The organism is Actinomadura sp. NAK00032 (assembly GCF_013364275.1).
Classification (GTDB): Bacteria; Actinomycetota; Actinomycetes; order Streptosporangiales; family Streptosporangiaceae; genus Spirillospora.
Genome location: NZ_CP054932.1, coordinates 4,449,416 through 4,472,097, shown reverse-complemented (window position 1 = coordinate 4,472,097; position 22,682 = coordinate 4,449,416). Strand labels below are relative to the sequence as shown.

Below are 22,682 nucleotides of genomic sequence, written 5' to 3'. Positions count from 1 at the left end.
TGCCGGGCGCCTTTACGTTGTAAGTTCAATACCGGACGGCCCGACAGGCATGGCCGGGTCGGCCGGGTCTTTCCAGGTCAGGCCAGCGCCGCGCGCACGGCCTCCTGCGCCGCCTTGCGCATCTCCGCGTGCAGCGCGGCGTTCGCGTCCCTGTCGGTGCGGGCCTCCACGATCCGCAGCCCCTCCCCCGTCAGCGCCTTCGGCAGGTCGGCCGCCGCCTCCAGCCGCCGGTACGGGACACCGTGCGCCGCCGCCACCGCGCTCACGTCCACCTGGTGCGGGGTACCGAAGACCCGCTCGAACGGGCCGCGCAACGCCGCCTGCGGCAGCAGCGAGAAGATCCCGCCGCCCTGGTTGTTCACCACCACGACCGCCAGGTCGGGGCGCCGGTCGTACGGGCCGATGACCAGCCCGTTCTGGTCGTGCAGGAACGCCAGATCGCCCAGCAGCGCGTAGGACCGGCCGCTGTGCGCCAGCGCCGCCCCGATCGCCGTCGACACCAGCCCGTCGATGCCGCTCGCCCCCCGGCTCGCCATGATCCGGATCCCGCGGCGCGGCCGCATCACCTGGTCCAGGTCCCGGATCGGCATGCTCGCCGCCGTGAACAGCAGCGACCCGCCCGGCAGCCCCGCCACCAGGTCGCGGGCCAGCCGCGGCTCGGTCACCTCAGGCACCGCGTCCAGCACCGCGTCCACCGCCGCCGCGGCCGCCAGGTCCGCGGTCCGCCACGACTTCAGCCAGGCGTCGTCGCCCGACACCACCGGGATCTCCACCTCCGGCGCCACCTGCGTCGCCGACCGGACCGGGTCCGGCCAGTGCGACAGGTCCGGCGCCAGCACGATGTGCTCCTCCGCCCGCCGCAGCAGCGCCAGCAGCGGCCGCGACAGCCCCGGCTTGCCCAGCGTCACCACCACCTCCGGGCGGTGCCGCTCCACGAACTCCGGCACGCCCAGCAGGAAATGGTGCGACGACAGCGCGTGGTCGCCGTACCGGGCGTTGCCGTTCGGCTCCGCGAGGACCGGCCAGCCGGCCATCGACGCCGCCGCCACGTACCGCTTGACGTTCACCGCGCCGTCGCCCACCACCAGGACCCCGCGCCGCGTCGGCGGGACGTGCAGCACCGAGCCCGGCGTCGCCGCGCGCACCTTCGTCCACGCGCCCGTCGCGTCGCCGTCGAGGGGCTCGCACCACGACTCGTCCCCGTCGGGGATCAGCGGCTCCCGGAACGCCGCGTTCAGGTGCACCGGCCCCGGCGACGGCGCCTGCGCCACCCCCCACGCGCGGCTCACCAGCGACCGCCAGTACGCCACCATCCCCGGGCGGTTCTCCGGCACCCCGACCTCGGTGCTCCACCGCGCCGCCGTCCCGTACAGCTTCACCTGGTCGACCGTCTGGTTCGCGCCCGTGTCGCGCAGCTCCGGCGGACGGTCCGCGGTGATCACGATCAGCGGGACGCCGGACTCGTGCGCCTCGATCACCGCCGGATGGAAGTTCGCCGCCGCCGTCCCCGACGTGCACACCAGCGCCACCGGACGTCCCGACCGCTTCGCCAGGCCCAGCCCGAGGAACGACGCCGACCGCTCGTCGATCCGCACGTGCAGCCGGACCCGGTCGGCCTCCTCGGCCGCCTGCAGCGCCAGCGCCAGCGGCGCCGACCGCGACCCCGGCGCCAGCACCGCGTCGGTCATCCCGCAGCGCAGCAGCTCGTCGACCAGCACCGCCGCCAGCGCGGTCGCCGGGTTCACGGCGCCGCCCCGATCACCGCCGGGCCGCCCATATGCTCCTGCGCGGCCAGCGCCCGGTCGCGCCACGCGGCCTCCGGGCCCGCCCACCGGGCCAGCGCCTCACCGTCCACCACCGGCCGCCGCACCTCGATCTCCCCCGCCACCGGCCGCAGCGGGTCGGCGACGACATCGCCCTCCAGCAGCGACAGCGTCCCGAGGCCGCACGCGTACCGCAGCTCCGGCAGCGCCGCGGCCAGCGCCGCCCCCGCCGCCAGGCCCACCGACGTCTCCACCGCGCTCGACACCACCACCGGCAGCCCGCACGCCTCCGCGACCCGCAGCGCCGCCGCGACCCCGCCGAGCGGCTGCACCTTCAGCACCGCCACGTCCGCGGCACCCGCCGCGCGGACCTTCAGCGGGTCCTCGGCGCGGCGGATCGACTCGTCCGCCGCGATCGGCACGTCCACCCGCAGCCGCACCCGCGCCAGCTCCTCCAGCGTCGCGCACGGCTGCTCGGCGTACTCCAGCTCCCACCGGTCCAGCGCCCGGATCATCCGGGCCGCGCGGTCGACGTCCCAGCCGCCGTTCACATCGATCCGGACGCGGCCGTCCGGCCCGATGGCGTCCCGGACGGCCTCGACCCGCGCCATGTCGTCGGCGTCGCTCTGGCCGCGCTCGGCGACCTTCACCTTCGCCGTCCGGCAGCCGGACTCCTTGGTCATCGCGAACGCGCGCTCAGGCCCGACCGCCGGGATCGTCGCGTTCACCGGGATCCGGTCGCGGACGGGCGCCGGCCAGCCCTCGAACGCGGCCTCCCGGGCGGCGGCCAGCCAGCGGGCGCACTCGGCCGGGCCGTACTCGGCGAACGGCGAGAACTCCCCCCAGCCGGCGGGGCCCTCGATCAGGACGCCCTCCCGCCGCGTCACACCGCGGAACCGCGTCCGCATCGGGATGGAGTACACCCGCACCCGCCGACCCCCTGACCTGCCGATGATCTGCCCGCCGAATCACGGTATTCCGGAGCACACCGTGCGTTCGGACCCTTAGTAGTACCACGGGAAACGCGACCAATCGGGGTCGCGCTTCTCCAGGAACGAGTCCCGCCCCTCGGCGGCCTCGCCGGTGCCGTAGGCCAGCCGCGTCGCCTCGCCCGCGAACACCTGCTGCCCGACCAGCCCGTCGTCGACCAGGTTGAACGCGAACTTCAGCATCCGCTGCGCGGTCGGGCTCTTGCCGTTGACCTTGCGCGCCCACTCCAGCGCCGTCGCCTCCAGCTCGGCGTGCGGGACGACGGCGTTGACCATGCCCATCCGGTGCGCGGCCTCGGCGTCGTAGGTGTCGCCGAGGAAGAAGATCTCGCGGGCGAACTTCTGGCCGACCTGCCGCGCCAGGTACGCCGACCCGAACCCGCCGTCGAAGCTCGCCACGTCCGCGTCGGTCTGCTTGAAGCGGGCGTGCTCGCGGCTGGCGAGGGTGAGGTCGCACACCACGTGCAGGCTGTGCCCGCCGCCCGCCGCCCAGCCCGGCACCACGCAGATGACGACCTTGCCCATCATCCGGATCAGCCGCTGCACCTCCAGGATGTGCAGCCGCCCCGCCCGCGCCGGGTCGATCGTGTCGGACGTCTCGCCCTCGGCGTACTTGTAGCCGTCCTTGCCGCGGATGCGCTGGTCGCCCCCGGAGCAGAAGGCCCAGCCGCCGTCCTTGGGCGAGGGCCCGTTCCCGGTCAGCAGCACGCAGCCGATGTCGCTGGACATCCGCGCGTGGTCCAGCGCCCGGTACAGCTCGTCCACCGTGTGGGGGCGGAACGCGTTGCGCACGTCCGGCCGGTCGAACGCCACCCGCACCGTGCCGTGGCCGACGGCGCGGTGGTAGGTGATGTCGGTGAAGCCGAACCCCTCGACCTCTTTCCACGCGTCCGCGTCGAACAGCTCCGAGACCATGTGTTCCCCTCTGTGAAGCGCCCGCGCCGCCGGGGGGCGGGCGGCCGGTGACCCATTCAACCCGCTCGGCGTTTGAACGCGTTCAGCGGGGTCGTCTACGCTGATGAGATCATGGATCGCCCGCTGCACGCCGCCGTCCTGCCGCCCGGCCCCCGGCTGCTGCGGGCCCTCGCCGACGCGCTCGACGGCGGCCCCGCGCTCTGCCCGCTCCCCACCGGCCTGCCCGAACCGGCGCTCAGCAGCCTGCTGGACGCGCTGGCGCCCGACGCGGTCGACACGCCGGACGGCCTGGTCCCGCACTCCCCCGGCGCCGGCCGCGCGCCCGTCGGCCCCGGCACCGCCGTGCTGATCGCCACGTCCGGCTCCACCGGGGCCCCGAAGTTCGTCGAGCTGACGGCGGACGCGCTGCGGCACTCCGCCGCCGGCACCCTCGCCCGCATCGGCGCCGCGCCCGGCGACCGGTGGCTGTGCTGCGTGCCGACCAGCCACATCTCCGGCGTGCAGGTGCTCGTCCGGTCCCTGGTCGCCGGCACCGGCCCGGTCATCGCGCCGCGCTTCGACGCCGCCGCCGTCGCCAAGGCCGACGGCTTCCACGTCTCGCTCGTCCCCACCCAGCTGCGCCGCGTGCTGGACACCGGCGCCGACCTGTCCCGGCTCGGCGCGGTCGTGCTCGGCGGCGCCGCCGCCGCGCCCGGCCTGCTCGACGAGGCCCGCGAGCGCGGCGCCCGGGTCTTCACCACCTACGGGATGAGCGAGACCTGCGGCGGCTGCGTCTACGACGGCGCCCCGCTGGACGGCGTGCGCGTCGCGCTCGGCGACGGCGGCCGGATCCGGCTGGCGGGGCCGTCGCTGTTCTCCGGCTACCGGCTGCGGCCCGACCTGACCGCCGCGGCGCGGGACGGCGACTGGTTCGTCACCCAGGACCTCGGCGCCCTGGAGGGCGGCCGGCTCCGCGTCCGGGGCCGCATCGACGACCTGATCAACACCGGCGGGGAGAAGGTCGTCGCCGGCGAGGTCGCCGCCGCGCTGTCGCGGCACCCGGCGGTCCGCGACGTCGTCGTGGTCGGCCGGCCCGACCCCGAGTGGGGCGAGCGCGTCACGGCCGTGGTCGTCCCCGCCGCGCCGGCCGTGCCGGAGCTGGCGGACCTGCGGGCCCTCGTCCGGGAGACGATGCCGGCCTTCGCCGCCCCCCGCGAGCTGGAGCTGGTGGACGCGATCCCGCTGCTGGCGTCCGGCAAGCCCGACCGCGCCCGCCTGCGCGCCCCGGCCGGACACCCCGCCCGCTGATCCGCGCCCGCCCTCCCGCGCATGACCCGGCGATCAAGCGGGGAGAGGAGGACCATGGCCGAGGGCAAGGGGGACGAGAGCACCCTCACCGTGCTGCTCGCGTTCGGCGCCAACCTCGGCATCGCCGTCGCCAAGGGCTTCGCGGCGCTGGCCACCGGCTCGGCGTCGATGGCCGCCGAGACCGCGCACTCGGTCGCCGACACCTTCAACGAGGTGCTGCTGCTGGTCGGGCTGCGCCGCAGCGGCCGCCCCGCCGACCGCCGGCACCCGCTCGGGTACGGCAAGGAGCGCTACATCTGGACGCTGCTGGTCGCCGTGGCGATCTTCGGGATGGGCGCGCTGTTCTCCTTCTACCAGGGCGTCCAGCGGCTCACCGGCCACTCCGGCGAGGGCGCCGAGGAGTCCTCCCCCGCCATCGCCTACGCCGTCCTCGGGGTGGCGTTCGTGCTGGAGGCGGTCTCCTGGCAGCAGGCCGCCCGGCAGGTCCGGGACGCGGCGCGCGCGGAGCGGCTGCCCCTGATCGCCTACATCCGCCGGACCGACGAGCCCACCTCGGTCAGCGTGCTGCTGGAGGACTCGGCCGCCCTCATCGGCGTCCTCATCGCCTTCGGCGGCCTCGGCATGCACCAGCTGACCGGCTCGGCGGCCTGGGACGCGGCCGGGTCGCTGCTCATCGGCGTGCTGCTCACCGCCGTCGCGCTCGTCCTCGGCCGGATCAACGTCAACCTGCTCACCGGTACCCAGGCCGACCCGCGGATCGTCGCCGACGTGCGCGAGCGGCTCGCCGCGGCGCCCGAGGTCGACTGGGTCGTCGACATCATCACCGTCACGTTCGGCGCGGACCAGGTCCTCGTCTGCGCCCGGTTGGACTTCGCCGAGTCCGCCGGCTCGGGCGACATCGAGCGCGCCTGCGTACGGATGGCGCGCGAGCTGCGCGAGGCGCACGAGGAGATCAACGAGGTCTTCCTCGAACCGGTCCCCCGCGACGATCCTGACCTGCGGGAACGGGTCATCGCGCGCTACGGTCGGAGCCTGCGTCCGAAGGAGTCGGACGGGTAGTGGCCTTCGTCACGTCGCCGCGGCCCGGCGCCTTTACGCAGTAAGGTGATATCGGTTCAGGTCAGGCAGCGCGAAATCGTGTGAACCCACCCATTCCGGGCACCAGTTCGTTCTGGATCGTTCCTCCGCGATCCCCGGGGACGGGCCGTCGTCCCGCGGCCCTGGGAACAATGACCCGGCCGTGCGACGTTCCGTTAAGTGCGTGCGCCACCAGCGAACACACAATCCGCGCCGCACTCACACCGAAGGGAGGGGGGTGTCCCCATGCCGCGAAGCGCCGTCGAGACCCCGCTCACGGAGTCGGCGGGCCCCGCGCTCAACGACCTCCTCAAGCGGGGCCGCGCCCAAGGGCGCCTCTCGCTCGACGAGGTGCGGGGGGCCTTCGAGGCCGCCGGGATCAGCCCGGCCCAGGGCCGTTCCATCCTGCGCGAGCTGTCCGAGGCCGGCATCAGCCTGGCCGGCGAGGCCGACACCGTGCGCAAGCTCGCCGCGGCCGCCGACCACGACGGCGGGGAGACCGCCCAGGCGGCCGCCGGGCCCGCGAACAAGCGCACCCCCCGCAAGGCCGCCAAGCCCGCGCGCAAGGGCGCCAAGGCCGGCGCGGACACCCCGGACGCAGCGGGCCCCGCGGGCCCCGCGGACGCCAAGGACGCCCCCGCCGACGGGGGGTTCGAGGTCACCACCGCCGAGGCCGAGGCCGACACCGGGGCCGACCTGGACGACCAGTCCACCACCATGGGCGACTCCGTCCACACCTACCTCAAGGCCATCGGGCGCCGCCAGCTGCTCACCGCCGAGCAGGAGGTCGACCTCGCCAAGCGCATCGAGGCCGGGCTCTACGCCGAGCACAAGCTGGAGACCGAGAACCTCTCCCCCGGCGTGCGCGCCGACCTGGAGTGGGTCGCCGCCGACGGCCGCCGCGCCAAGGCCCACATGCTGGAGGCCAACCTCCGGCTCGTGGTGTCGGTCGCCAAGAAGTACTCCGACCGCGGCCTGTCGCTGCTGGACGTCGTCCAGGAGGGCAACCTCGGCCTGATCCGCGCCGTGGAGAAGTTCGACTACTCCAAGGGCTACAAGTTCTCCACCTACGCGATGTGGTGGATCCGGCAGGCCATCCAGCGCGGCTTCGCCGACTCGGCCCGCACCATCCGGCTGCCCGTGCACGTGCTGGAGATGCTCAGCAAGCTGAGCCGCGTCGAGCGCGACATGCACCAGCGGCTCGGCCGCGAGCCCACCCCGGAGGAGCTCGCCGCCGAGCTGGACAAGAGCCCCGAGCAGGTCCGCGAGCTGCTGCGCACCAGCCGCCAGCCGATCAGCCTGGACTCCACGATCGGCGAGGACGGCGAGACCCGCATCGGCGACCTCATCGAGGACACCGACAGCCCCGAGGCGTCGGAACTGGTCGACCGGCAGCTCATGGCCGACCAGCTGCGCCGCACCCTGGACATCCTGTCCCCGCGCGAAGCCAAGATCATGGCGATGCGGTTCGGGCTGTACGACGGGACGCCGCGCACCCTGGACGAGATCGGCAAGGCCCTCGGGCTGACCCGCGAGCGGATCCGCCAGCTGGAGAAGGAGTCGCTGTCGAAGCTGCGGCACCCCAGCAACGCCCGCCCGCTGCTGGACTTCGCCGTCTGACCCGTCCCCGCACGGGCGCGCAGGGCCCGCCGGACCGCACCGTCCGGCGGGCCCTCGCCTGTCCGGGGTCAGCAGCCCCGGACGGCGAACGCCAGGAACTCGGTGATCTCCTGCCGGTCGAAGTTGTCGTCGGAGGCGGCGATCAGGGTGCACTCCCCCGACCTCAGCCGCGGCCCCCACGCCAGCGCCTCCAGGTTCTGCGCCGGGGACGCGAACGCGCCGAGGTCGGCGACGAACCGCTTGCGCACCGGGCGGAACGGCGCGCCCTCGGCGAGGGAGTCGCGGCGCAGCACGTCGGTGGCGCCCCGCACGTCGAACTCGTACAGCCGGACCTTGTAGCCGACGCCCTCGAGCCAGGACCGCTCCAGCGCCAGGAACCGGTGGCCGCCCACGGCGAGGATCTCCGACACGCCGCTGTCGGCGGCGCCGGTGGCCGGCCGCGGCGCGGCCGGGAGCCGGTCGACCGGGTAGGCGTACTGGGCGCGGACCCGCCCGGCCCGGTCCCACAGGGTGAGCCGGGTCAGGGCGCCGTGCCGCACGGTCGGCGGCTCGCCGTCCTCGTAGCGGGGGCCCTCGACCATCGCGGCGATGCCGCGCGGGGTGAACGTCAGCGCCTCGAACCCGGAGTTGCGGCGCGGGCCCCGGTCCTCCTCGGTGAGCCGCAGCGTCGGCGGGACGCGTAGGTCGCCCGCGTGCCGCCCGTCGGTCCCCGCCCAGCTCAGCGACATCTGCGACAGCGGGATGCCCTGGCCGGCCGCGTCGGGCCGGTCGCCCTCGCTGCCCCACAGGAGCCGCCGGCTGCGGGGGTCGAAGCGGATCGTCTCGGGGTCGGTCGACCCGGGCTTGCCGAAACCGGGGTAGGGCTCCCCGCCGGGGCCCCGCAGCGTGACCGCGCCCGTGACCCGCACCCCGGTGAACCTCCCGGTGGCGGGGTCGATGTCGAGCCGGCCGGTGTAGAAGCGGGCCGGGTCGTAGCGCCACCGGTCGTCGGAGATCAGGTACCAGGTGCCGGTGCGGGGATCGCGGTCGATCCCCGAGACCCCGCCGAAGGTGGTGCCGCCGACCTTCATCATGTGCGGGAGCCGCCGCTCCCCCAGGAAGCGCGTGATCCGCACCCCCGCCGCGTCGGCCCGGGGCGCCGCGCCGCCCGCGGCCTGCGCGCGGGGCCGCCCGTCCGCGAGCGCCGCGCCCGCCACCGCCGCCAGGACGGCGGCCGTCGCCGCCGCCCCCCGCCACATCACCCTGTTCACGTCCACAATCCCCGTCACCCTCCGCACTCGGACGAACGCGCTTCGTGCGCAGGGCAAGTATGCTGCAGCGCGGCCTGGCGCGGAGGTGACTTCTCAGTCGGCGCGGCGGAACTCCACGATGGCCACCGCCATCAGGCCGAGGCCCATCCCGAGGACGATGACGATCTCCAGCCAGACCGGGACCGTCCAGCCGCCCCAGGTGACGCCGGGGTCGAAGGTGCGCAGCAGCCGGTCCGAGACGTCCAGGTGCGCGAACACCACGTGCCGCATCGGGTCGACCGCGTAGGTGAGCGGGTTGAAGCGGGTCAGGACGCTCAGCCACGTCGGCAGGCCGTTCAGCGGGTACAGCGCGCCCGACAGGAACATCATCGGCATCATCGCCATCTGCATGAGGCCGAAGAACGCCTGCATCTGGGTGATCCGCGCCGCCATCATCACGCCGAACCCGGTGAGCGCGAACGCCCCGATGAACATCAGGCCGACCAGCTGCGCCATCAGCGCCGGGTCGTAGGGGACGCCGGCCAGCGGCGCGAGCAGCACGATCACCACGCCCTGCAGCGTCGCCACGACCGCGCCGCCGACGCACTTGCCGATCACGATGGCGCTGCGGCTGACGGGCGCCACCAGCATCTCGCGCAGGAACCCGAACTCCCGGTCCCACACGATCGAGCCGGCGGAGAACATCGCGGTGAACATCACCGACATCGCGCACACGCCGGGATAGATGAAGGTCTTCAGGTCGACGGCGCCGGCCGGGCCGCCGCCGCTGGTCACCAGGTTGGACAGGCCGGTGCCCATGACCAGCAGCCACAGCACCGGCTGGACGAGCCCGGACACCATCCGCAGCTTGTCCCGCCAGAACCGGATCAGCTCCCGGTGCAGGACGATCTTCACGGCGCGCAGGTCCTGCCGCAGGCCCCGCTCGGGCACCCGCACCCGGACGACGGCGGCGGCCGCCGCCGGCTCCGCGGTTCTCCCCATCGTCATCTCCTCCCCGCGCGCATCGCCATCCGCATCCGGTCGCTGCCCGTGGCCTCGGCGTCCCGGATGGTGGAGCCGGTGAAGCTCATGAACACATCGTCCAGCGACGGCCGCGCCACGTTGACCGAGCGGATCGGGACGCCCAGCTCGGCGAACAGCCGCGGCACGAACGACTCCCCGGCGGCCACCGAGAAGGTCACCGCGCCCTCCGACACGACCGCGGGCAGGCCGAACCGCTCCTTGATCGCGGCGATCGCGGCCGCGTCGTCGGCGGTCTGGATGCGGACCCGGTCCTCGCCGACGCCCGCCTTGAGGGCCTCCGGGGTGTCGAGCGCGACGATCCGCCCCGAGTCCATGATCGCGATGCGCTCGCAGAACTCGGCCTCGTCCATGTAGTGCGTCGTCATGAAGATCGTGATCTCCTCGGCCGCCTGCAGCTGCCGGATGTACTCCCAGATCGACGCGCGGGTCTGCGGGTCCAGGCCGACGGTCGGCTCGTCCAGGAACAGCACCCGCGGCGAGTGCAGCAGGCCGCGCGCGATCTCCAGGCGGCGCTTCATGCCTCCGGAGTAGGTCTGCACCAGGTCGCCGCGCCGGTCCCACAGGTTGACCATCTCCAGCACCTGCCGGATGCGGTCGGCGGTCACCGAGCGCGGCACCCCGTACAGCTCGGCGTGGAAGCGCAGGTTCTGCTCCCCCGACAGGTAGCCGTCGAGGGTGGGGTCCTGGAACACCAGCCCGATGTTGCGGCGCACGCTGTCGCGTTCGGCGGCGACGTCGTGCCCGGCCACGCGCGCGTGGCCGGCGGTCGGCCGCAGCAGGGTGCAGAGCATGTTGATCGTGGTGGACTTGCCGGCGCCGTTCGGGCCGAGGAAGCCGAAGATCTCCCCCGGCCGCACGGCGAAGTCGATCCCCCGCACGGCCTCGACCTCGCCGAACCTCTTGATCAGGCCGTCGACCTCGACGGCGGGTCCCCCGTCCGGCATGGGGCCTCCCTCCGCATGGAGCACGCACACCCACCTTTTGGGCCCTCCAACGGTAGGAGTACCCTATATCTCACGTCAAGAGAGATAGGTCGTTCCAAACAATTCCGAGGAGCCGGACGTGACGGACCAGTCCGACCCGATGTTCGAGTCGCCCAGCTACCTGATGTTCGAGATGGTGCGGCTCGTCCGGCGCACCGCCGCCCGCATGCTCCCCGGCCAGCCGCGGCTCCCGCACCTGCTCGTGCTGTGGTGCGTGGCGCGCTCGGGCCCGCTGTCGCAGCGGGCCGTCGCCGAACGGCTGCGGATGGACGCCGGCGACCTGGTCGGCATCGTGGACGCCCTGGAGGAGGCCGGGCACCTGGAGCGCCGCCGCGACCCCGAGGACCGGCGCCGGTACGCGCTGGAGGTCACCGAGGCCGGGCGGCTGTTCCTCGGCGCGGGCCTGGACGCCCGCGTCCGCCTCAACGAGGCCCTGTTCGCGCCGCTGTCACCGCAGGAGCGGGCGCTGTTCAAGGACATGCTGCTGCGGGTCCTCGCCCACCACGACGACCGGTTCGCCGGTCAGGACACTGGTCGGGACACCTGCGCCCGCACCGGCGCGGCCGCCCCCGACCGGGCCTCGTCGTAGCGGCGCAGCACCAGCCGCGCCGCGGCGGGGTGCGCGCCGATCGGCGGCGCCGCGGCATCGGCGCCGCAGGCCGCGATCCGGTCGTGGAACCGGCCCGGGGCCAGCAGGTAGGACGCCACCGCCACCCGGCGCGCGCCGCCGCGGCGCAGGTCCGCCACGACCTCGTCCAGCACGGGCCCGCCGGCGGCGACGAACCCGTGCCGGACGGGCCGGCCCAGCCGCCGCGCCAGCAGCCGGGCGGCCTCCCTGGCGTCGGCGGTGCCGGCCGGGTCGGCGGACCCCGCCGCGCCGAGGACGACGGCGTCCGGGCGCGGCGGGATCCCGATCGGGGACCGGCCGCTCAGGCAACCGGTCAGGCGGCCGGCCAGGCGGTCGGCGAGCGCGTGCGCCAGCAGCGGGTCCGGGCCGAGCGGCCGGGACGCCACCGCGCCGGGCAGCAGCCGCGCCGCGCGGCCGGGGAAGTCGGCCAGCGCGTGGTAGCCGCGCGCCAGCAGCAGCGGCACCAGGACCACCGGGCCGCCGCCGAGCGCGGCGGCGGCGTCCTCCAGCGACGGCTCCGCCAGCTCGCCGTAGGCCTCCGCGACCCGCAGGCCCGGCCGCATCGCCCGCACCCGGGCCAGCAGCGCCCGGACCGCGGCGGGCCCGGCCGGGTCCCGGGTGCCGTGCGCGACGGCCAGCAGCGCCGGCTCAGCCACCGGCGCCCGCCGCGAGCCGGCCGGCGGGCCGCGGATCGCACGCCAGCCGGTAGCCGCGCTTGACGACCGTCTCCACGATCCCCGGCCGGCCGAGGCCGCGGCGCAGCCGCGCCACCGCCATCTCGACCGCGTGCTCGTCGGCCTGCGGGCGCGCGTCCCGGCCCCGGGCCGCGCCGTTGCCGGCCGGGCGGCTCGGCAGCGCGCCGCACAGCTCCGCCCGCGACACCACGTGGCCGGGGCGCCGCGCCAGCGCCCGCAGGATCGCCATCGGCGCCGGCGCGATCGGCCGCAGCTGCCCGTCCAGCACGACGGCGTGCCCGCGCAGCTCCAGCGACGCGCCGCGCACCGACAGCCGCCGCGACCGGCGCCGCGGCAGGTCCGTGACCAGCGCCCGGACGAGCGCGCCGAGCCGGGCCCGCTCCGGCTGGACGGTCGGCACGCCGCGGTCGGTGAGCGCCCGCGCGGTGACCGGCCCGACGCAGGCCGCCACGACGGGGCCGCGCATGGCCTCCAGCAGGGCGTCCTCCAGGCCGTCCTCGGCGGCGACGGCGAGGGTCGCGGCGACCGCGGGCGCGCTGGTGAAGGTGATCGCGTCGACGGTGCCCGCGACCGCCTGCCCGGCGAGCCGGCGCAGCGGCGTCGGGTCGTCGGCGCGCGACCACCGGTACACCGGGACCTCGATCACCTCGGCGCCCGCGGCGCGCAGCGCCCCGGTCAGCTCCGGCTGCCGCTCCCCGTACAGCTGCACGGCGACCCGCGCGCCGGCCAGGTCCCGCGTCAGCAGGTGCGCGGTCACCTCGGCGCAGCCCTCCGACTGCGGCGACCACGCCTCCCGCAGCCCCTCCGACCGGATCGCGCCGCGCGCCTTCGGGCCGCGGGCCACGATCCCGGCCCCGGCGAGGCGGGCGACGAGCGCGTCCCGCAGCCCGTGCCCGTCCGCCGCCTCCAGCCACGCCCGGAACCCGATCCCGGTCGTGACGACGAGGTGGTCGAGCGGCCCGGCGGTGACCGCGCGGGTCGCCTCCAGCAGTTCGGCGTCGTCGGCGAGCGGGACGAGCCGGATGGCGGGCGCCGCCACGACCCGGGCCCCGCGCCGCTCCAGCAGCGTCGCGAGCTCCTCGTGCCGGCGGGCCGCCGTCACCCCGACGGCGAACCCGGCCAGCCGGCCGGTGGCCGCGGCCTCACTGCCGGTGCTCATCGGTGAGCGCCACCTCCACCCGGTCCCCGGCGCGGCGCACCGGGAACGCCGGCAGCGCCACCCGCGGATCGTCCAGGCACGCCCCGGTCCGCAGGTCGAACACCTGCTTGTACATGGGGGACGCGACCGTCGGCGTCCCGTCGCGGGTGCCGAGGATCCCGCGCGACAGCACGTAGGCGCCGCTGAACGGGTCGAGGTTCGACAGCGCGTACAGGGCGCCGTCGTAGACCCGGAAGACCGCCACCTGGACGCCGTCCACCATCGCGCAGACCCCGCGCTCGGGGATCAGGTCGGCGTAGGAGCAGATGTCGGACCAGCGGGCCGTCCCGCGGCCCGCCGGGTCCCTGGTGATCGTCGCTTCGGGTGTCGTGGTCATGGTCCGAATCCTCCGTTCGGGCGGTTTCGCGGCGGGGTCCCCTTTGTCACCGCCGTGTTAAAAGGCGCTCACGCCCGCCGTGACGCGGACGGCGCAGACCTTGAACTCCGGCATCCGCGACACCGGGTCCAGGGCGGGGTTGGTCAGCAGGTTCACCCGCTCCTCCCCCGCCCAGTGGAACGGGACGAAGACGGTGTCGTCGCGGATCGCGTCGGTGAGCCGCGCCCGGACGGTCACGGTGCCGCGGCGGCTCTCCAGGCGCACCTCGGCGCCGTCCTCGACGCCCAGGCGCTCGGCCAGGTCGGGGTGGAGTTCGGCGAACGGGCCCGGCGCCGCCTCGGCCAGGGCCGGGACGCGCCTGGTCTGCGCGCCCGACTGGTACTGCGCGAGGACCCGCCCGGTCGTCAGGTACACGGGGTGCTCGGCGTCCACGTCCTCGGCGGGGCCGTGGTGCTCGACGGGGACGAACCGGGCGCGGCCGTCCGGCGTGGGGAAGCGGTCCAGGAAGGGGCGGGGCGTGCCGGGGTGGTCCTCGGACGGGCAGGGCCAGAACACCCCGCCCTCGGCCTCGATCCGCGCGTAGCCGATGCCGGCGTAGTCGGCCGCGCCGCCCGCGCTCGCGCGGCGCAGCTCGCCGAACACCTCCTCCGGGTCGGCGCTCCACTCCCCCGGCGCCTTCAGCCGCTCCGCGAGCGCCGCGATGATCTCCAGGTCGGTGCGGGCGCCCGCCGGCGGTCGGACGGCGCGGCGGCGGCGCAGCACCCGGCCCTCCAGGTTCGTCATCGTGCCCGACTCCTCCGCCCACTGCGCGGCGGGCAGCACCACGTCGGCGCGGCGCGCCGTCTCCGAGGGGACGAAGTCGGCGACGACGAGCAGGTCGAGGGCGGCGAGCCGGTCCTGCACGTGCGCGGCGCGCGGCGCCGACACCACCGGGTTGGACCCGAACAGCAGCAGTGCCCTCGGGCCGCCGGCGGTGCCGAGCGCCGACAGCAGCTCGTACGCCGACCGGCCCGGGCCCGGCAGGGCGGCCGGATCGACCCCCCACACCCGGGCGACGTGCGCGCGGGCCGCCGGGTCGTCGATCCTGCGGTAGCCGGGGAGCTGGTCGGCCTTCTGCCCGTGCTCGCGCCCGCCCTGCCCGTTGCCCTGCCCGGTGATGCACCCGTACCCGGAGCCCGCGCGGCCGGGCAGGCCGAGCGCGAGCGCCAGGTTGATGAAGGCGGTGACGATGTCGGTGCCGCGGGCGTGCTGCTCGGCCCCCCTTCCGGTCAGCACGTGGGCGCGCGGGGCGCGGGCCAGCAGCCGGACGGCCTCGCGCATCGCCGGGACGGGGACGCCGGTGATCCGCTCGGCGCGGTCCGGCCACCAGGCGTTGGCGGCGGTGCGGACGGCCTCGAACCCGCTCGTGCGGGCGGCGATGTAGGCGTCGTCGGCGAGCCCCTCGGCGAGCGCGAGGTGCAGCAGCCCGCAGGTGAGGGCGGCGTCGGTGCCGGGCACCGGCTGCAGGTGCAGGTCCGCCCGCCGGGCGGTGGCGGTGCGGCGGGGGTCCACGACGATGAGGGCCCCGCCGCCGTCGCGCATCTCGGCCAGGTGCCGCATGAACGGCGGCATCGTCTCGGCGGGGTTGGCGCCCGCGAGCAGGACGGCGCCGGACGCCGCCAGGTCCGTGACCGGGCCCGGCAGCCCGCGGTCCAGGCCGAACGCGCGGCCGGACGCCGCCGCGGCCGACGACATGCAGAACCGGCCGTTGTAGTCGATCTGGGACGTGCCGAGCGCGACGCGGGCGAACTTGCCGAGCTGGTAGGCCTTCTCGTTCGTCAGCCCGCCGCCGCCGAACACCGCGACGGCGTCCGGGCCGTGCAGCGCGCGGAGCCGGGCGGCCTCGGCGGCGACGCGGTCGAGCGCCTCGTCCCAGCCGCAGGGCCGCAGCGGCGCGTCCCTGCCGGTCCGCATCAGCGGCGTGGTCAGCCGGTCGGGGACGGTGAGCAGCTCCGCGGCCGTCCAGCCCTTCTGGCACAGCCCGCCGCGGTTGGCGGGCACGTCGTCCCGCGGCGCCACCTGGACGCCGCCGCGCCCGGTCCCGCTCAGGGTCATGCCGCACTGCAGGGCGCAGTACGGGCAGTGCGTCGGAGTCGCGTTCATGCCGCCGAGGCTCGGCGGGCGCCGTTTCGCGGCCGAGTCCCCGGTGTGACCCCGGTGTTAAATGCCCTTCACGCCCGCCGCGCCGCGTCCGCCGAGGTCAGCGGCGCGGCGCTGGGGGCGCGGACCGGCTCCGCAGGTCCTTGACGCGCGCGTGTCAAGCGTTGTCGATCCTTGTCATGCCCTATTCGTCGTATTTTGCCGCTTTATCGAACGGATTCGTGGCGCCCCGGTGATCTCGCGGACGAATGCGGCCCCCGCCGCCGCCCCGCCCCGATCGCCCCGCGGTGATCACGCCTAACCTCGGTACATGCCCGACCTTGCTTACTACGCCTCCCTGCCGCGCGCCCGCGGCGCCGCGGCGGCCCTGCTCCTGGACGACCTCGGGCGGGTCCTGCTGGTCAAGCCCACCTACAGCGAGGGCTGGTATCTCCCCGGCGGGGTCATCGAGGCCGACGAGTCCCCGCTGTCGGCGTGCGTGCGCGAGTGCGAGGAGGAACTCGGCCTCGTCCCCCGCCTGGACGGCCTGGCGTGCGTCGACTGGGGCTCGCCCCGCGACGACGGCGTCGACGCCGTCAACGTGTTCGTCTTCGGCGGCACCATCACCGGCGCGGAGATCGCCGCCATCCGGCTGCCGCCCGAGGAGCTGTCCGACCACGTCCTGGTCGCGCCGGAGAAGGTCCCCGAGCTGGCGCCGCCGCACGTCTCCCGCCGGATGGACCCCAGCCTGCGGGCCATGGCCGACGGCCGCGCCGTCTACCTGGAGGACGGCCGCGAGCAGCCGTTCGGCGCGGCCCGCGCCTGACCGGGCCGCTCGCGGCCGCTCCCGGCCCGCCCGCACCGGCCAGCCGCGCACCCCCGCGCGGCCGCCGGACGGTCACACCGGGACCGCGTCCTTGATCTGCCGGGCGCCGTCCGGGTCGACGGCGCGGGCGCAGTGCGCGCAGCAGTAGAAGTGCCCGCCCACCTCCACGCCGTGCCCCATGATGCGGCACTGGCAGTGCTCGCAGATCGGCGCCATCCTCGTGACCGCGCACTCGAACGAGTCGAACGTGTGCACCTCGCCCTGCGCGTGCACCTCGAAGGCCATCGCGTAGTCGTTGCCGCAGACCTCGCAGGTCGCCATCGCTCTCGTCTCCGTTTCCCCCGCCGCACCGCGATCACTGCCTACCCGGCACCGCCCGGGTCTACCCCGCCCCACGGCCGGCCCCTCACCGCCGGCGGGGACGCGCTGTGCGGCGGAGTTATCACCGGCGTATGACGGGTCATACGCGCACGAAACCCCGCCTTCCTACGGTCGGGCATCCGACCCGAACCGAGGAGAGCGCTCCATGACCGTCACCACCCGGACCCCGCGCGGCGGCCGCGCCCGCCCGCCGAAGGGCCGCTGGATCGAGGACTGGCGGCCCGAGGACCCCGCCTTCTGGACGGCCCGCGGCGCGCGCGTCGCCCGCCGCAACCTCGCCTACTCGATCTTCTCCGAGCACATCGGGTTCTCGGTGTGGACGCTGTGGTCGGTGCTGGTGCTGTTCCTCGGCCCCGGCTACGGCGTCGACGCTGCGGGCAAGTTCACCCTCACCGCCGTCCCCGCCCTCGTCGGCGCGGCGCTGCGGCTGCCCTACACCTTCGCCGTCGCCCGGTTCGGCGGCCGCAACTGGACGGTGTTCAGCGCCGCGCTGCTGCTCGTCCCGGCGGTCCTGGCCGCGTTCCTGGTCAAGCCGGGCGTCTCGTTCACCACGCTGCTGGTCCTCGCGGCCGTCGCGGGCGTCGGCGGCGGCAACTTCGCGTCGTCGATGGCCAACATCAACGCCTTCTACCCGCAGCGCCTCAAGGGCTGGGCGCTCGGCGTCAACGCCGGCGGCGGCAACCTCGGCGTCGCCGTCGTCCAGCTCGTCGGGCTGCTCGTCCTCGCCACCGCCGGCAAGGACCGCCCCGGCCTCGTCGCCGGCGTCTACATCCCGCTGATCGTGCTGGCCGCCCTCGGCGCCTGGCACCGCATGGACAACCTCGCGCAGGCCCGCAACGACCGGCGCGCGATGCGGGACGTGTCCCGGGACCCGCACACCTGGATCATGTCGGTGCTCTACATCGGCACGTTCGGGTCGTTCATCGGCTTCGGGTTCGCGTTCGGGCAGGTCCTGCAGGTGCAGTTCGCCGCCGACTTCGACACCCCGGTCAAGGCCGCCTGCGTGACCTTCCTCGGCCCCGCGCTCGGCTCGCTGCTGCGCCCCGCCGGCGGCCGGCTCGCCGACCGGCTCGGCGGCGCCGCCGTCACCTTCTGGACGTTCACCGCGATGGCCGGCGCCGCCGGGCTCGTGCTGGCCGCGTCGCTGCGCGGCTCGCTGCCGCTGTTCTTCGTCGCCTTCATCCTGCTGTTCGCGCTCAGCGGCATCGGCAACGGCTCGACCTACAAGATGATCCCCGCCATCTTCCGCGCCCGGGCCCGGGCGGCGGCGGACGCCGGCGCGGCGGGCGCGGCGGCGGCCGACCAGCAGGCGCGCCGCCTGTCCGGCGCGCTGATCGGGATCGCGGGCGCCGTCGGCGCCTTCGGCGGCGTCCTGGTCAACATCGCCTTCCGGCAGTCGTTCCTGGCCTATGGCACCGGCGACGGCGCCTACCTGTCGTTCATCGCCTTCTACGCCGTGTGCTGCGCGCTCACGTGGCTGGTCTACCTGCGGGCCCGCCCGGGGCGGCCGGACGGCGTCTGACGGGCCGCCCGCCGGGCCCGCGGCCGTCCGGGCCGGTCGTCGGGCTCCGGCCAGCGCGGCGACCGGCCCGACGAGCGCAGCACCGCCTCCCACGCGTCGCCCGGCTCCAGCGGCAGGTGCGGGACGCCCCAGTGCCACGCCGACACCAGCAGGTCGGGGTCGCGCGGCCGGTAGTGCGCGCCGACCGCGCGGGCCATGTCCCAGGCGTGCAGATGCCACTCGACGCACGCCGCGCCCGCGTGGTCGCCGACGGTGTACTTGGTGCCCCGGTAGATCAGGTGGGTGCGGTCCCACATGTCGGGCATCAGGTCGGCGTACGCGCCGGCCGACACCCCGAACGACATGATCCGGTCGGGGCCCGGCTCCGGCGGCAGCACCGCCAGCTCGGTCGCGTTCTGCCGCGCCTGCTGCCGGATCAGCACCGCCGTCGCCGACTCCTGCGCGAACAGCGTCGCCAGCCGGCTGTCGGGCGCGTCCTGGAGGTACTCCAGGAAGTTCTCCGCGACGCACCGCAGATGGCCCGCCAGGTCGATCAGCCGCCAGTCGGCGCAGGGCGTCGGCACGTCCCAGTCGCCGACGCCCTCCGCCAGCGCGCGGATCGCCGTGACCCCGTCCTGGTAGGACTCGAGTACGCGGCACCGGTCCGGCGGCGTGCGCTCCACGTGACATCCCCCAACGTCCAGAGCACCGTGTGCCCTCCCCGCCGGGACGCGTCCGCGCGCACGCTGCGGCGGCGGGGGCGCCCCCGGCGTTCCCCGAGAGGGCAGACTCTCAAAGTTCGGTGGCCGGTGCCACCCGGTGACGCTGTGTCGCCACACGTCGTCCGGGACGTCAGCCGAGCGCGGCCGGCACCGTCTTGAAGCTCAGCCGGTGCGCCTCGCGGGCGGTGCGCAGCCGGTCGACCTCGTCGGTCCACGGGCGCACGGCCGGGCGCGCCTTGGCCTTGCGGTAGGCGATCTCGGCGGCGCGGCGGGCCTTGGCGTCCTGCGCGGCGGTCGCGTACACCTTCGGGCCCATCGCGGCCCGCTCGGACGCCTCCGCGGCGGCGAGCACCGCGGTCATCGCCTTGTCGAACGCGACCGTCAGCGCGCGCAGCTCCGCCGCGTCCGCGCCCGCGGCCTGCGCCTCCCGCAGCGCGCGCTCCGCGTCGCCGGCCGCCGCGAGCCAGCCGTCGTACTCGGCGGCCAGCCGCTGGTCGGCCTCGTACGGCTCCGCGACGTCCTTGCTCACCCGGCGGCCCAGCGGCATGGTGGTACTCCCTCGACGATCCGACTGTCCGATCCAGGTAAGCGTACTCGGGGGTTCCGGCGTGTCGGAGCGGCGGACACCCGGCCGCGCGCCTTTACGTAGTAAGGTCACTGCTCATGGTCCGGCAGCCCAGCATCAACGCCCAGCACCGCGCACCGCTGTCCACCGAGCGGATCATCGAGGCCGCCCTGCGGATCGTGGACGGCCAGGGACTCGGCCGCCTCACGATGCGCCGCCTCGGCGACGCGCTGGAGGTCGAGGCGATGGCGATCTACCACCACCTCCCCCGCGGCAAGGAGCAGCTCCTCGACGGCCTCGTCGCGCACGTCGCCGCCGCCCCCGCCGACACCGCCGCCGCAAGCCGCTGGCAGGACGCCCTGCGCGCCTGGGCCGCCGGCTACCGGGGCCGGCTGATGGCCCACGCCGGGGTCCTCCCCCTCGTCGTCACCCGCCGCAACCCCGCCGCGCTCACCGCCACGGTCGCGTCCCTGCGCGAGGTCCTGCGCAGCGGCGGCGTCGCCGAGGACACCGCCGCCGTCGCCGCGCACACGCTGCTCGGCTACGTGATCGGCCACACCGCCCTGGAGGTGCGCGGCACCAACGAGGACGGCGCCGACCGGGTCGTCGACTGGGACGCCCGCTTCACCGCCGGCCTCGACCTGATCATCGCCGGGGTGCGCTGAGCGGCGGCCCCGGTTCAGTCCTCGTCGGTCCTCGTCAGTCCTCGACGACGAGGACCTCCAGGTGCAGGGGGCCGTGCACGCCCTCCGCCCGGACCCCCTCGACGCCGTGGGTGGCGGACGGGCCGCTGATCCAGGTGAGCGGCCGCGCCGGGTCCAGCCGGGTGACCGCCTCCGGGACCGTTCCGACGATCTGGTCGGCGTGGACGACGCACAGGTGGTAGCCCGGCACGAGGGTGAGCGCCCGCCTGCCCTGCGCCCGGCCGCCGTCCAGCACCACCGTGCCCGTCCGCGCCACCGCCGCCGCGCAGCCCGTCACCACGCCGTCCACGGCGGCGAGGGCGTCCAGGTCGAGCGCCGGGGTGTCGGCGAGCGCCCGCACCCCGTCCAGCTCCGCGAGCCACCCGAACGGCAGGTCCGCCGGGACGGCGATCCGCTTGGCCTCCCGCCCCCACAGCGCGGCGGCCACCGCGGTGCCGAGCTCGTCGGCGCCGACGTGCCGCACCGCGGCCCGGTTGTCGGCGACCCGCTCGGTGAACAGCGCGACGACGTCCGCCCGCGTCGCGGCCTGCGGCCCGGTCAGCCGGCGCGCGTAGCCGCGCGGCACCGGCGGGTGCGCGCCCCGCGACCCGCCGAGCGCCTCGCGCACCCGGCGCAGCATCTCCTCCCGCGCGGTCATGCGCGGGTCCTGTCCCACCAGGCGCGGAAGCTCTCCGCCGGCGGCGCCGGCAGGTCGCGGGCCTCCGTCCACGCGCCGAGCAGCCCGGGCAGGCGGCGGATCCGCCCGCCGCGCGAGAGCAGCCGCGCCCACCGGGTGCCGCGCCGCAGCACGGCCGCGTGCCGCCGCGGGTCGCCCATCGTCCACGCCAGGCCCCGCATCAGCACCATCTCGGGCGGCGGGACGGGCCGCCGGCGGCGCGAGTCGACGACCAGGCCGCGCAGGTGGACCAGCACGTCCGGAATGTCGATCTTCACCGGGCAGACGTCCGCGCAGGCCCCGCAGAGCGTGGACGCGTAGGGCAGCGACGCCATGGCCGCGCTCTCCACGCCGCGCAGCTGCGGGGTGAGGATCGCGCCGATCGGCCCCTGGTGGACGGGCCCGTAGGGGCGGCCGCCCGTCCGCTCGTAGACGGGGCAGACGTTCAGGCACGCCGAGCAGCCGACGCACCGCAGCGCGGCCCGCCCGACCTCGTCGGCCAAGGCGCGCGTGCGGCCGTTGTCGAGCAGGACGAGGTGGAACGCGCGCGGCCCGTCGCCCGGCGTCACCCCCGTCCACGACGAGACGTACGGCGTCATCCGGTCGCCGGTCGACGCGCGCGGCAGCAGCTGGAGGAACACCTCCATGTCATCCCACGTCGGGACGACCTTGTCGATGCCCGCGACGCAGATCAGCGTCTCCGGGAGCGTCAGGCACATCCGCGCGTTGCCCTCGGACTCCACCACCACGGCCGTGCCGGTCTCGGCCACCAGGAAGTTCGCCCCGGTCACCGCGACGCGGGCGCGCAGGAACCGCTCGCGCAGGTGGGCGCGGGCCGCCGCGGCGAGGGCCTCGGGGTCGTCGGGCAGGTCGGCGCCGGCGGCGGGCATCGCGCGCCGGAACAGCTCCGCGATCCCGGCGCGGTCGCGGTGCGCGGCCGGCGACAGCGGATGGGACGGCTCGTCCTCGCCGAGCCGGACCGCCAGGTCGCCGAGCGCGGTCTCCTGGACGGCCACGCCCGCGCGGGCGAGCGCACCGTCCAGGCCGATCTCGCGGAGCGTCAGCGACGCCGCCGCCAGCACCTCCCGCGCCTCCGACGCCCGTACCAGGCCGGTGACGACGCGGCGCGCCTCGGCCGCGTCCGCCGCCCAGTGCACGGTGCCGCCCGCCTCGGTGACGGCGCGCTCCAGGTCCTCCAGGTGGACGTCGAGGTTGAGCAGGGCCTCCTCGCCGATGGCGCGGCCGGCCTCGCGCAGGTCCTCCCAGTCGGCGGGCTCGGCGGCCGCCGCGGCCGCCCGCCCCCGCAGCTGCGCGGTGGTGCCGCGCAGCGCGCGGCGCAGGCCGGTGTCGGCCAGCGCGGGACGCGCGGCGGCGGCGAACTTCGGCATCGGCAGCGGGACCGGCCCGCCCGGCGCGGCGCCGGTCCCGCCGCCGGACACGCCGCC

22 protein-coding genes are annotated in these 22,682 nt (G+C 75.8%); 7 read left to right on the top strand and 15 right to left on the bottom strand.

What is annotated here, in order from left to right; all coding sequences use genetic code 11:
* Positions 1–77: 77 nt before the first annotated feature.
* The 3 genes from menD to HUT06_RS20740 form a co-directional block, all read right to left on the bottom strand.
* Positions 78–1,745: a 2-succinyl-5-enolpyruvyl-6-hydroxy-3-cyclohexene-1-carboxylic-acid synthase gene (menD, locus tag HUT06_RS20750; RefSeq protein WP_176197254.1), complete on the bottom strand. Its 1,668-nt coding sequence runs from the start codon at positions 1,743–1,745 to the stop codon at positions 78–80.
* Positions 1,742–2,692, bottom strand: a complete 951-nt coding sequence (locus HUT06_RS20745; protein ID WP_176197253.1) for an o-succinylbenzoate synthase — start codon at positions 2,690–2,692, stop codon at positions 1,742–1,744. Before HUT06_RS20745 ends, menD begins: the two co-directional genes overlap by 4 nt.
* A gap of 75 nt (positions 2,693–2,767) precedes the next feature.
* Entirely contained in the window at positions 2,768–3,667 is a 900-nt protein-coding gene (locus HUT06_RS20740; RefSeq protein WP_176197252.1) for a 1,4-dihydroxy-2-naphthoyl-CoA synthase, read from the bottom strand.
* A gap of 111 nt (positions 3,668–3,778) precedes the next feature.
* Between HUT06_RS20740 and HUT06_RS20735 the strand changes: the two genes are divergently transcribed.
* The 3 genes from HUT06_RS20735 to HUT06_RS20725 all read left to right on the top strand — a co-directional run bounded on the left by HUT06_RS20735 (position 3,779) and on the right by HUT06_RS20725 (position 7,651).
* Positions 3,779–4,954 (top strand): AMP-binding protein, encoded by a 1,176-nt coding sequence (locus HUT06_RS20735; RefSeq protein WP_176197251.1) that lies wholly within the window; start codon positions 3,779–3,781, stop codon positions 4,952–4,954.
* 54 nt (positions 4,955–5,008) lie between these two features.
* Complete coding sequence (locus HUT06_RS20730) at positions 5,009–6,013, top strand: cation diffusion facilitator family transporter (protein ID WP_176197250.1); 1,005 nt, start codon at positions 5,009–5,011, stop codon at positions 6,011–6,013.
* Between the two features lie 264 nt (positions 6,014–6,277).
* The gene (locus HUT06_RS20725) at positions 6,278–7,651 is read left to right on the top strand and encodes an RNA polymerase sigma factor (protein ID WP_176197249.1); all 1,374 of its coding nucleotides are present in this window, start codon (positions 6,278–6,280) and stop codon (positions 7,649–7,651) included.
* Positions 7,652–7,719: 68 nt separating this feature from the next.
* Here the strand turns inward: HUT06_RS20725 and HUT06_RS20720 are convergent, their stop codons facing one another.
* The 3 genes from HUT06_RS20720 to HUT06_RS20710 form a co-directional block, all read right to left on the bottom strand.
* Positions 7,720–8,901: an esterase-like activity of phytase family protein gene (locus HUT06_RS20720; protein WP_254715296.1), complete on the bottom strand. Its 1,182-nt coding sequence runs from the start codon at positions 8,899–8,901 to the stop codon at positions 7,720–7,722.
* A gap of 93 nt (positions 8,902–8,994) precedes the next feature.
* A complete protein-coding gene (locus tag HUT06_RS20715; protein ID WP_176197248.1) occupies positions 8,995–9,882 on the bottom strand; it encodes an ABC transporter permease in 888 nt (295 codons plus the stop codon).
* Positions 9,883–9,884: 2 nt separating this feature from the next.
* Positions 9,885–10,868 carry an ATP-binding cassette domain-containing protein gene (locus tag HUT06_RS20710; RefSeq protein WP_176197247.1) on the bottom strand — a complete coding sequence of 328 codons (984 nt, stop codon included), beginning with the start codon at positions 10,866–10,868 and terminating at the stop codon, positions 9,885–9,887.
* A gap of 118 nt (positions 10,869–10,986) precedes the next feature.
* Between HUT06_RS20710 and HUT06_RS20705 the strand changes: the two genes are divergently transcribed.
* Positions 10,987–11,496 (top strand): MarR family winged helix-turn-helix transcriptional regulator, encoded by a 510-nt coding sequence (locus HUT06_RS20705; protein ID WP_176197246.1) that lies wholly within the window; start codon positions 10,987–10,989, stop codon positions 11,494–11,496.
* Here the strand turns inward: HUT06_RS20705 and HUT06_RS20700 are convergent.
* The 4 genes from HUT06_RS20700 to HUT06_RS20685 are packed head-to-tail and all read right to left on the bottom strand — an operon-like array spanning position 11,430 to position 15,907.
* Positions 11,430–12,191: a sirohydrochlorin chelatase gene (locus HUT06_RS20700; RefSeq protein WP_254715295.1), complete on the bottom strand. Its 762-nt coding sequence runs from the start codon at positions 12,189–12,191 to the stop codon at positions 11,430–11,432. The genes HUT06_RS20705 and HUT06_RS20700 overlap by 67 nt on opposite strands.
* The gene (locus HUT06_RS20695) at positions 12,184–13,389 is read right to left on the bottom strand and encodes a uroporphyrinogen-III synthase (protein WP_176197245.1); all 1,206 of its coding nucleotides are present in this window, start codon (positions 13,387–13,389) and stop codon (positions 12,184–12,186) included. Before HUT06_RS20695 ends, HUT06_RS20700 begins: the two co-directional genes overlap by 8 nt.
* Positions 13,373–13,765 carry a nitrite reductase small subunit NirD gene (nirD, locus tag HUT06_RS20690; protein WP_176197244.1) on the bottom strand — a complete coding sequence of 131 codons (393 nt, stop codon included), beginning with the start codon at positions 13,763–13,765 and terminating at the stop codon, positions 13,373–13,375. The genes HUT06_RS20695 and nirD overlap by 17 nt, the downstream gene beginning before the upstream one ends.
* Before the next feature lie 57 nt (positions 13,766–13,822).
* A complete protein-coding gene (locus HUT06_RS20685; protein WP_176197243.1) occupies positions 13,823–15,907 on the bottom strand; it encodes a molybdopterin oxidoreductase family protein in 2,085 nt (694 codons plus the stop codon).
* A gap of 307 nt (positions 15,908–16,214) precedes the next feature.
* Between HUT06_RS20685 and HUT06_RS20680 the strand changes: the two genes are divergently transcribed.
* A complete protein-coding gene (locus HUT06_RS20680; RefSeq protein ID WP_176197242.1) occupies positions 16,215–16,709 on the top strand; it encodes an NUDIX hydrolase in 495 nt (164 codons plus the stop codon).
* A 72-nt stretch (positions 16,710–16,781) separates the two neighbouring features.
* On the opposite strand, the gene HUT06_RS20675 is transcribed toward HUT06_RS20680, so the two are convergent.
* Positions 16,782–17,030 (bottom strand): hypothetical protein, encoded by a 249-nt coding sequence (locus HUT06_RS20675; protein ID WP_176197241.1) that lies wholly within the window; start codon positions 17,028–17,030, stop codon positions 16,782–16,784.
* A 205-nt stretch (positions 17,031–17,235) separates the two neighbouring features.
* Here HUT06_RS20675 and HUT06_RS20670 point away from each other — a divergent pair, with 205 nt between their 5' ends.
* A complete protein-coding gene (locus HUT06_RS20670) occupies positions 17,236–18,612 on the top strand; it encodes a NarK/NasA family nitrate transporter (RefSeq protein ID WP_176197240.1) in 1,377 nt (458 codons plus the stop codon).
* On the opposite strand, the gene HUT06_RS20665 is transcribed toward HUT06_RS20670, so the two are convergent.
* The gene (locus HUT06_RS20665; RefSeq protein WP_176197239.1) at positions 18,573–19,274 is read right to left on the bottom strand and encodes a maleylpyruvate isomerase N-terminal domain-containing protein; all 702 of its coding nucleotides are present in this window, start codon (positions 19,272–19,274) and stop codon (positions 18,573–18,575) included. The two genes, HUT06_RS20670 and HUT06_RS20665, sit on opposite strands and share 40 nt — an antisense overlap.
* A 169-nt stretch (positions 19,275–19,443) precedes the next feature.
* Positions 19,444–19,860 (bottom strand): plectin, encoded by a 417-nt coding sequence (locus HUT06_RS20660; RefSeq protein WP_176197238.1) that lies wholly within the window; start codon positions 19,858–19,860, stop codon positions 19,444–19,446.
* Positions 19,861–19,976: 116 nt separating this feature from the next.
* Between HUT06_RS20660 and HUT06_RS20655 the strand changes: the two genes are divergently transcribed.
* Positions 19,977–20,543 carry a TetR/AcrR family transcriptional regulator gene (locus HUT06_RS20655; protein ID WP_176197237.1) on the top strand — a complete coding sequence of 189 codons (567 nt, stop codon included), beginning with the start codon at positions 19,977–19,979 and terminating at the stop codon, positions 20,541–20,543.
* A 34-nt stretch (positions 20,544–20,577) separates the two neighbouring features.
* Here the strand turns inward: HUT06_RS20655 and HUT06_RS20650 are convergent, their stop codons facing one another.
* On the bottom strand, positions 20,578–21,219 hold the full coding sequence (locus HUT06_RS20650; RefSeq protein ID WP_176197236.1) for an LUD domain-containing protein: 642 nt from the start codon (positions 21,217–21,219) through the stop codon (positions 20,578–20,580).
* Positions 21,216–22,625: a lactate utilization protein B gene (locus tag HUT06_RS20645; protein WP_176201504.1), complete on the bottom strand. Its 1,410-nt coding sequence runs from the start codon at positions 22,623–22,625 to the stop codon at positions 21,216–21,218. Before HUT06_RS20645 ends, HUT06_RS20650 begins: the two co-directional genes overlap by 4 nt.
* Between the last annotated feature and the right edge of the window lie 57 nt (positions 22,626–22,682).

Excerpts from the sequence above, each read along its gene's own strand:
- HUT06_RS20740 (WP_176197252.1), bottom strand. The coding sequence starts at position 3,667 with ATGGTCTCGGAGCTGTTCGACGCGGACGCGTGGAAAGAGGTCGAGGGG.
- HUT06_RS20735 (WP_176197251.1), top strand. The coding sequence starts at position 3,779 with ATGGATCGCCCGCTGCACGCCGCCGTCCTGCCGCCCGGCCCCCGGCTG.
- HUT06_RS20730 (WP_176197250.1), top strand. The coding sequence starts at position 5,009 with ATGGCCGAGGGCAAGGGGGACGAGAGCACCCTCACCGTGCTGCTCGCG.
- HUT06_RS20725 (WP_176197249.1), top strand. The coding sequence starts at position 6,278 with ATGCCGCGAAGCGCCGTCGAGACCCCGCTCACGGAGTCGGCGGGCCCC.
- HUT06_RS20715 (WP_176197248.1), bottom strand. The coding sequence starts at position 9,882 with ATGGGGAGAACCGCGGAGCCGGCGGCGGCCGCCGCCGTCGTCCGGGTG.
- HUT06_RS20710 (WP_176197247.1), bottom strand. The coding sequence starts at position 10,868 with ATGCCGGACGGGGGACCCGCCGTCGAGGTCGACGGCCTGATCAAGAGG.
- HUT06_RS20695 (WP_176197245.1), bottom strand. The coding sequence starts at position 13,389 with ATGAGCACCGGCAGTGAGGCCGCGGCCACCGGCCGGCTGGCCGGGTTC.
- nirD (WP_176197244.1), bottom strand. The coding sequence starts at position 13,765 with ATGACCACGACACCCGAAGCGACGATCACCAGGGACCCGGCGGGCCGC.
- HUT06_RS20685 (WP_176197243.1), bottom strand. The coding sequence starts at position 15,907 with ATGAACGCGACTCCGACGCACTGCCCGTACTGCGCCCTGCAGTGCGGC.
- HUT06_RS20680 (WP_176197242.1), top strand. The coding sequence starts at position 16,215 with ATGCCCGACCTTGCTTACTACGCCTCCCTGCCGCGCGCCCGCGGCGCC.
- HUT06_RS20675 (WP_176197241.1), bottom strand. The coding sequence starts at position 17,030 with ATGGCGACCTGCGAGGTCTGCGGCAACGACTACGCGATGGCCTTCGAG.
- HUT06_RS20670 (WP_176197240.1), top strand. The coding sequence starts at position 17,236 with ATGACCGTCACCACCCGGACCCCGCGCGGCGGCCGCGCCCGCCCGCCG.
- HUT06_RS20660 (WP_176197238.1), bottom strand. The coding sequence starts at position 19,860 with ATGCCGCTGGGCCGCCGGGTGAGCAAGGACGTCGCGGAGCCGTACGAG.
- HUT06_RS20655 (WP_176197237.1), top strand. The coding sequence starts at position 19,977 with ATGGTCCGGCAGCCCAGCATCAACGCCCAGCACCGCGCACCGCTGTCC.
- HUT06_RS20650 (WP_176197236.1), bottom strand. The coding sequence starts at position 21,219 with ATGACCGCGCGGGAGGAGATGCTGCGCCGGGTGCGCGAGGCGCTCGGC.
- HUT06_RS20645 (WP_176201504.1), bottom strand. The coding sequence starts at position 22,625 with ATGCCGAAGTTCGCCGCCGCCGCGCGTCCCGCGCTGGCCGACACCGGC.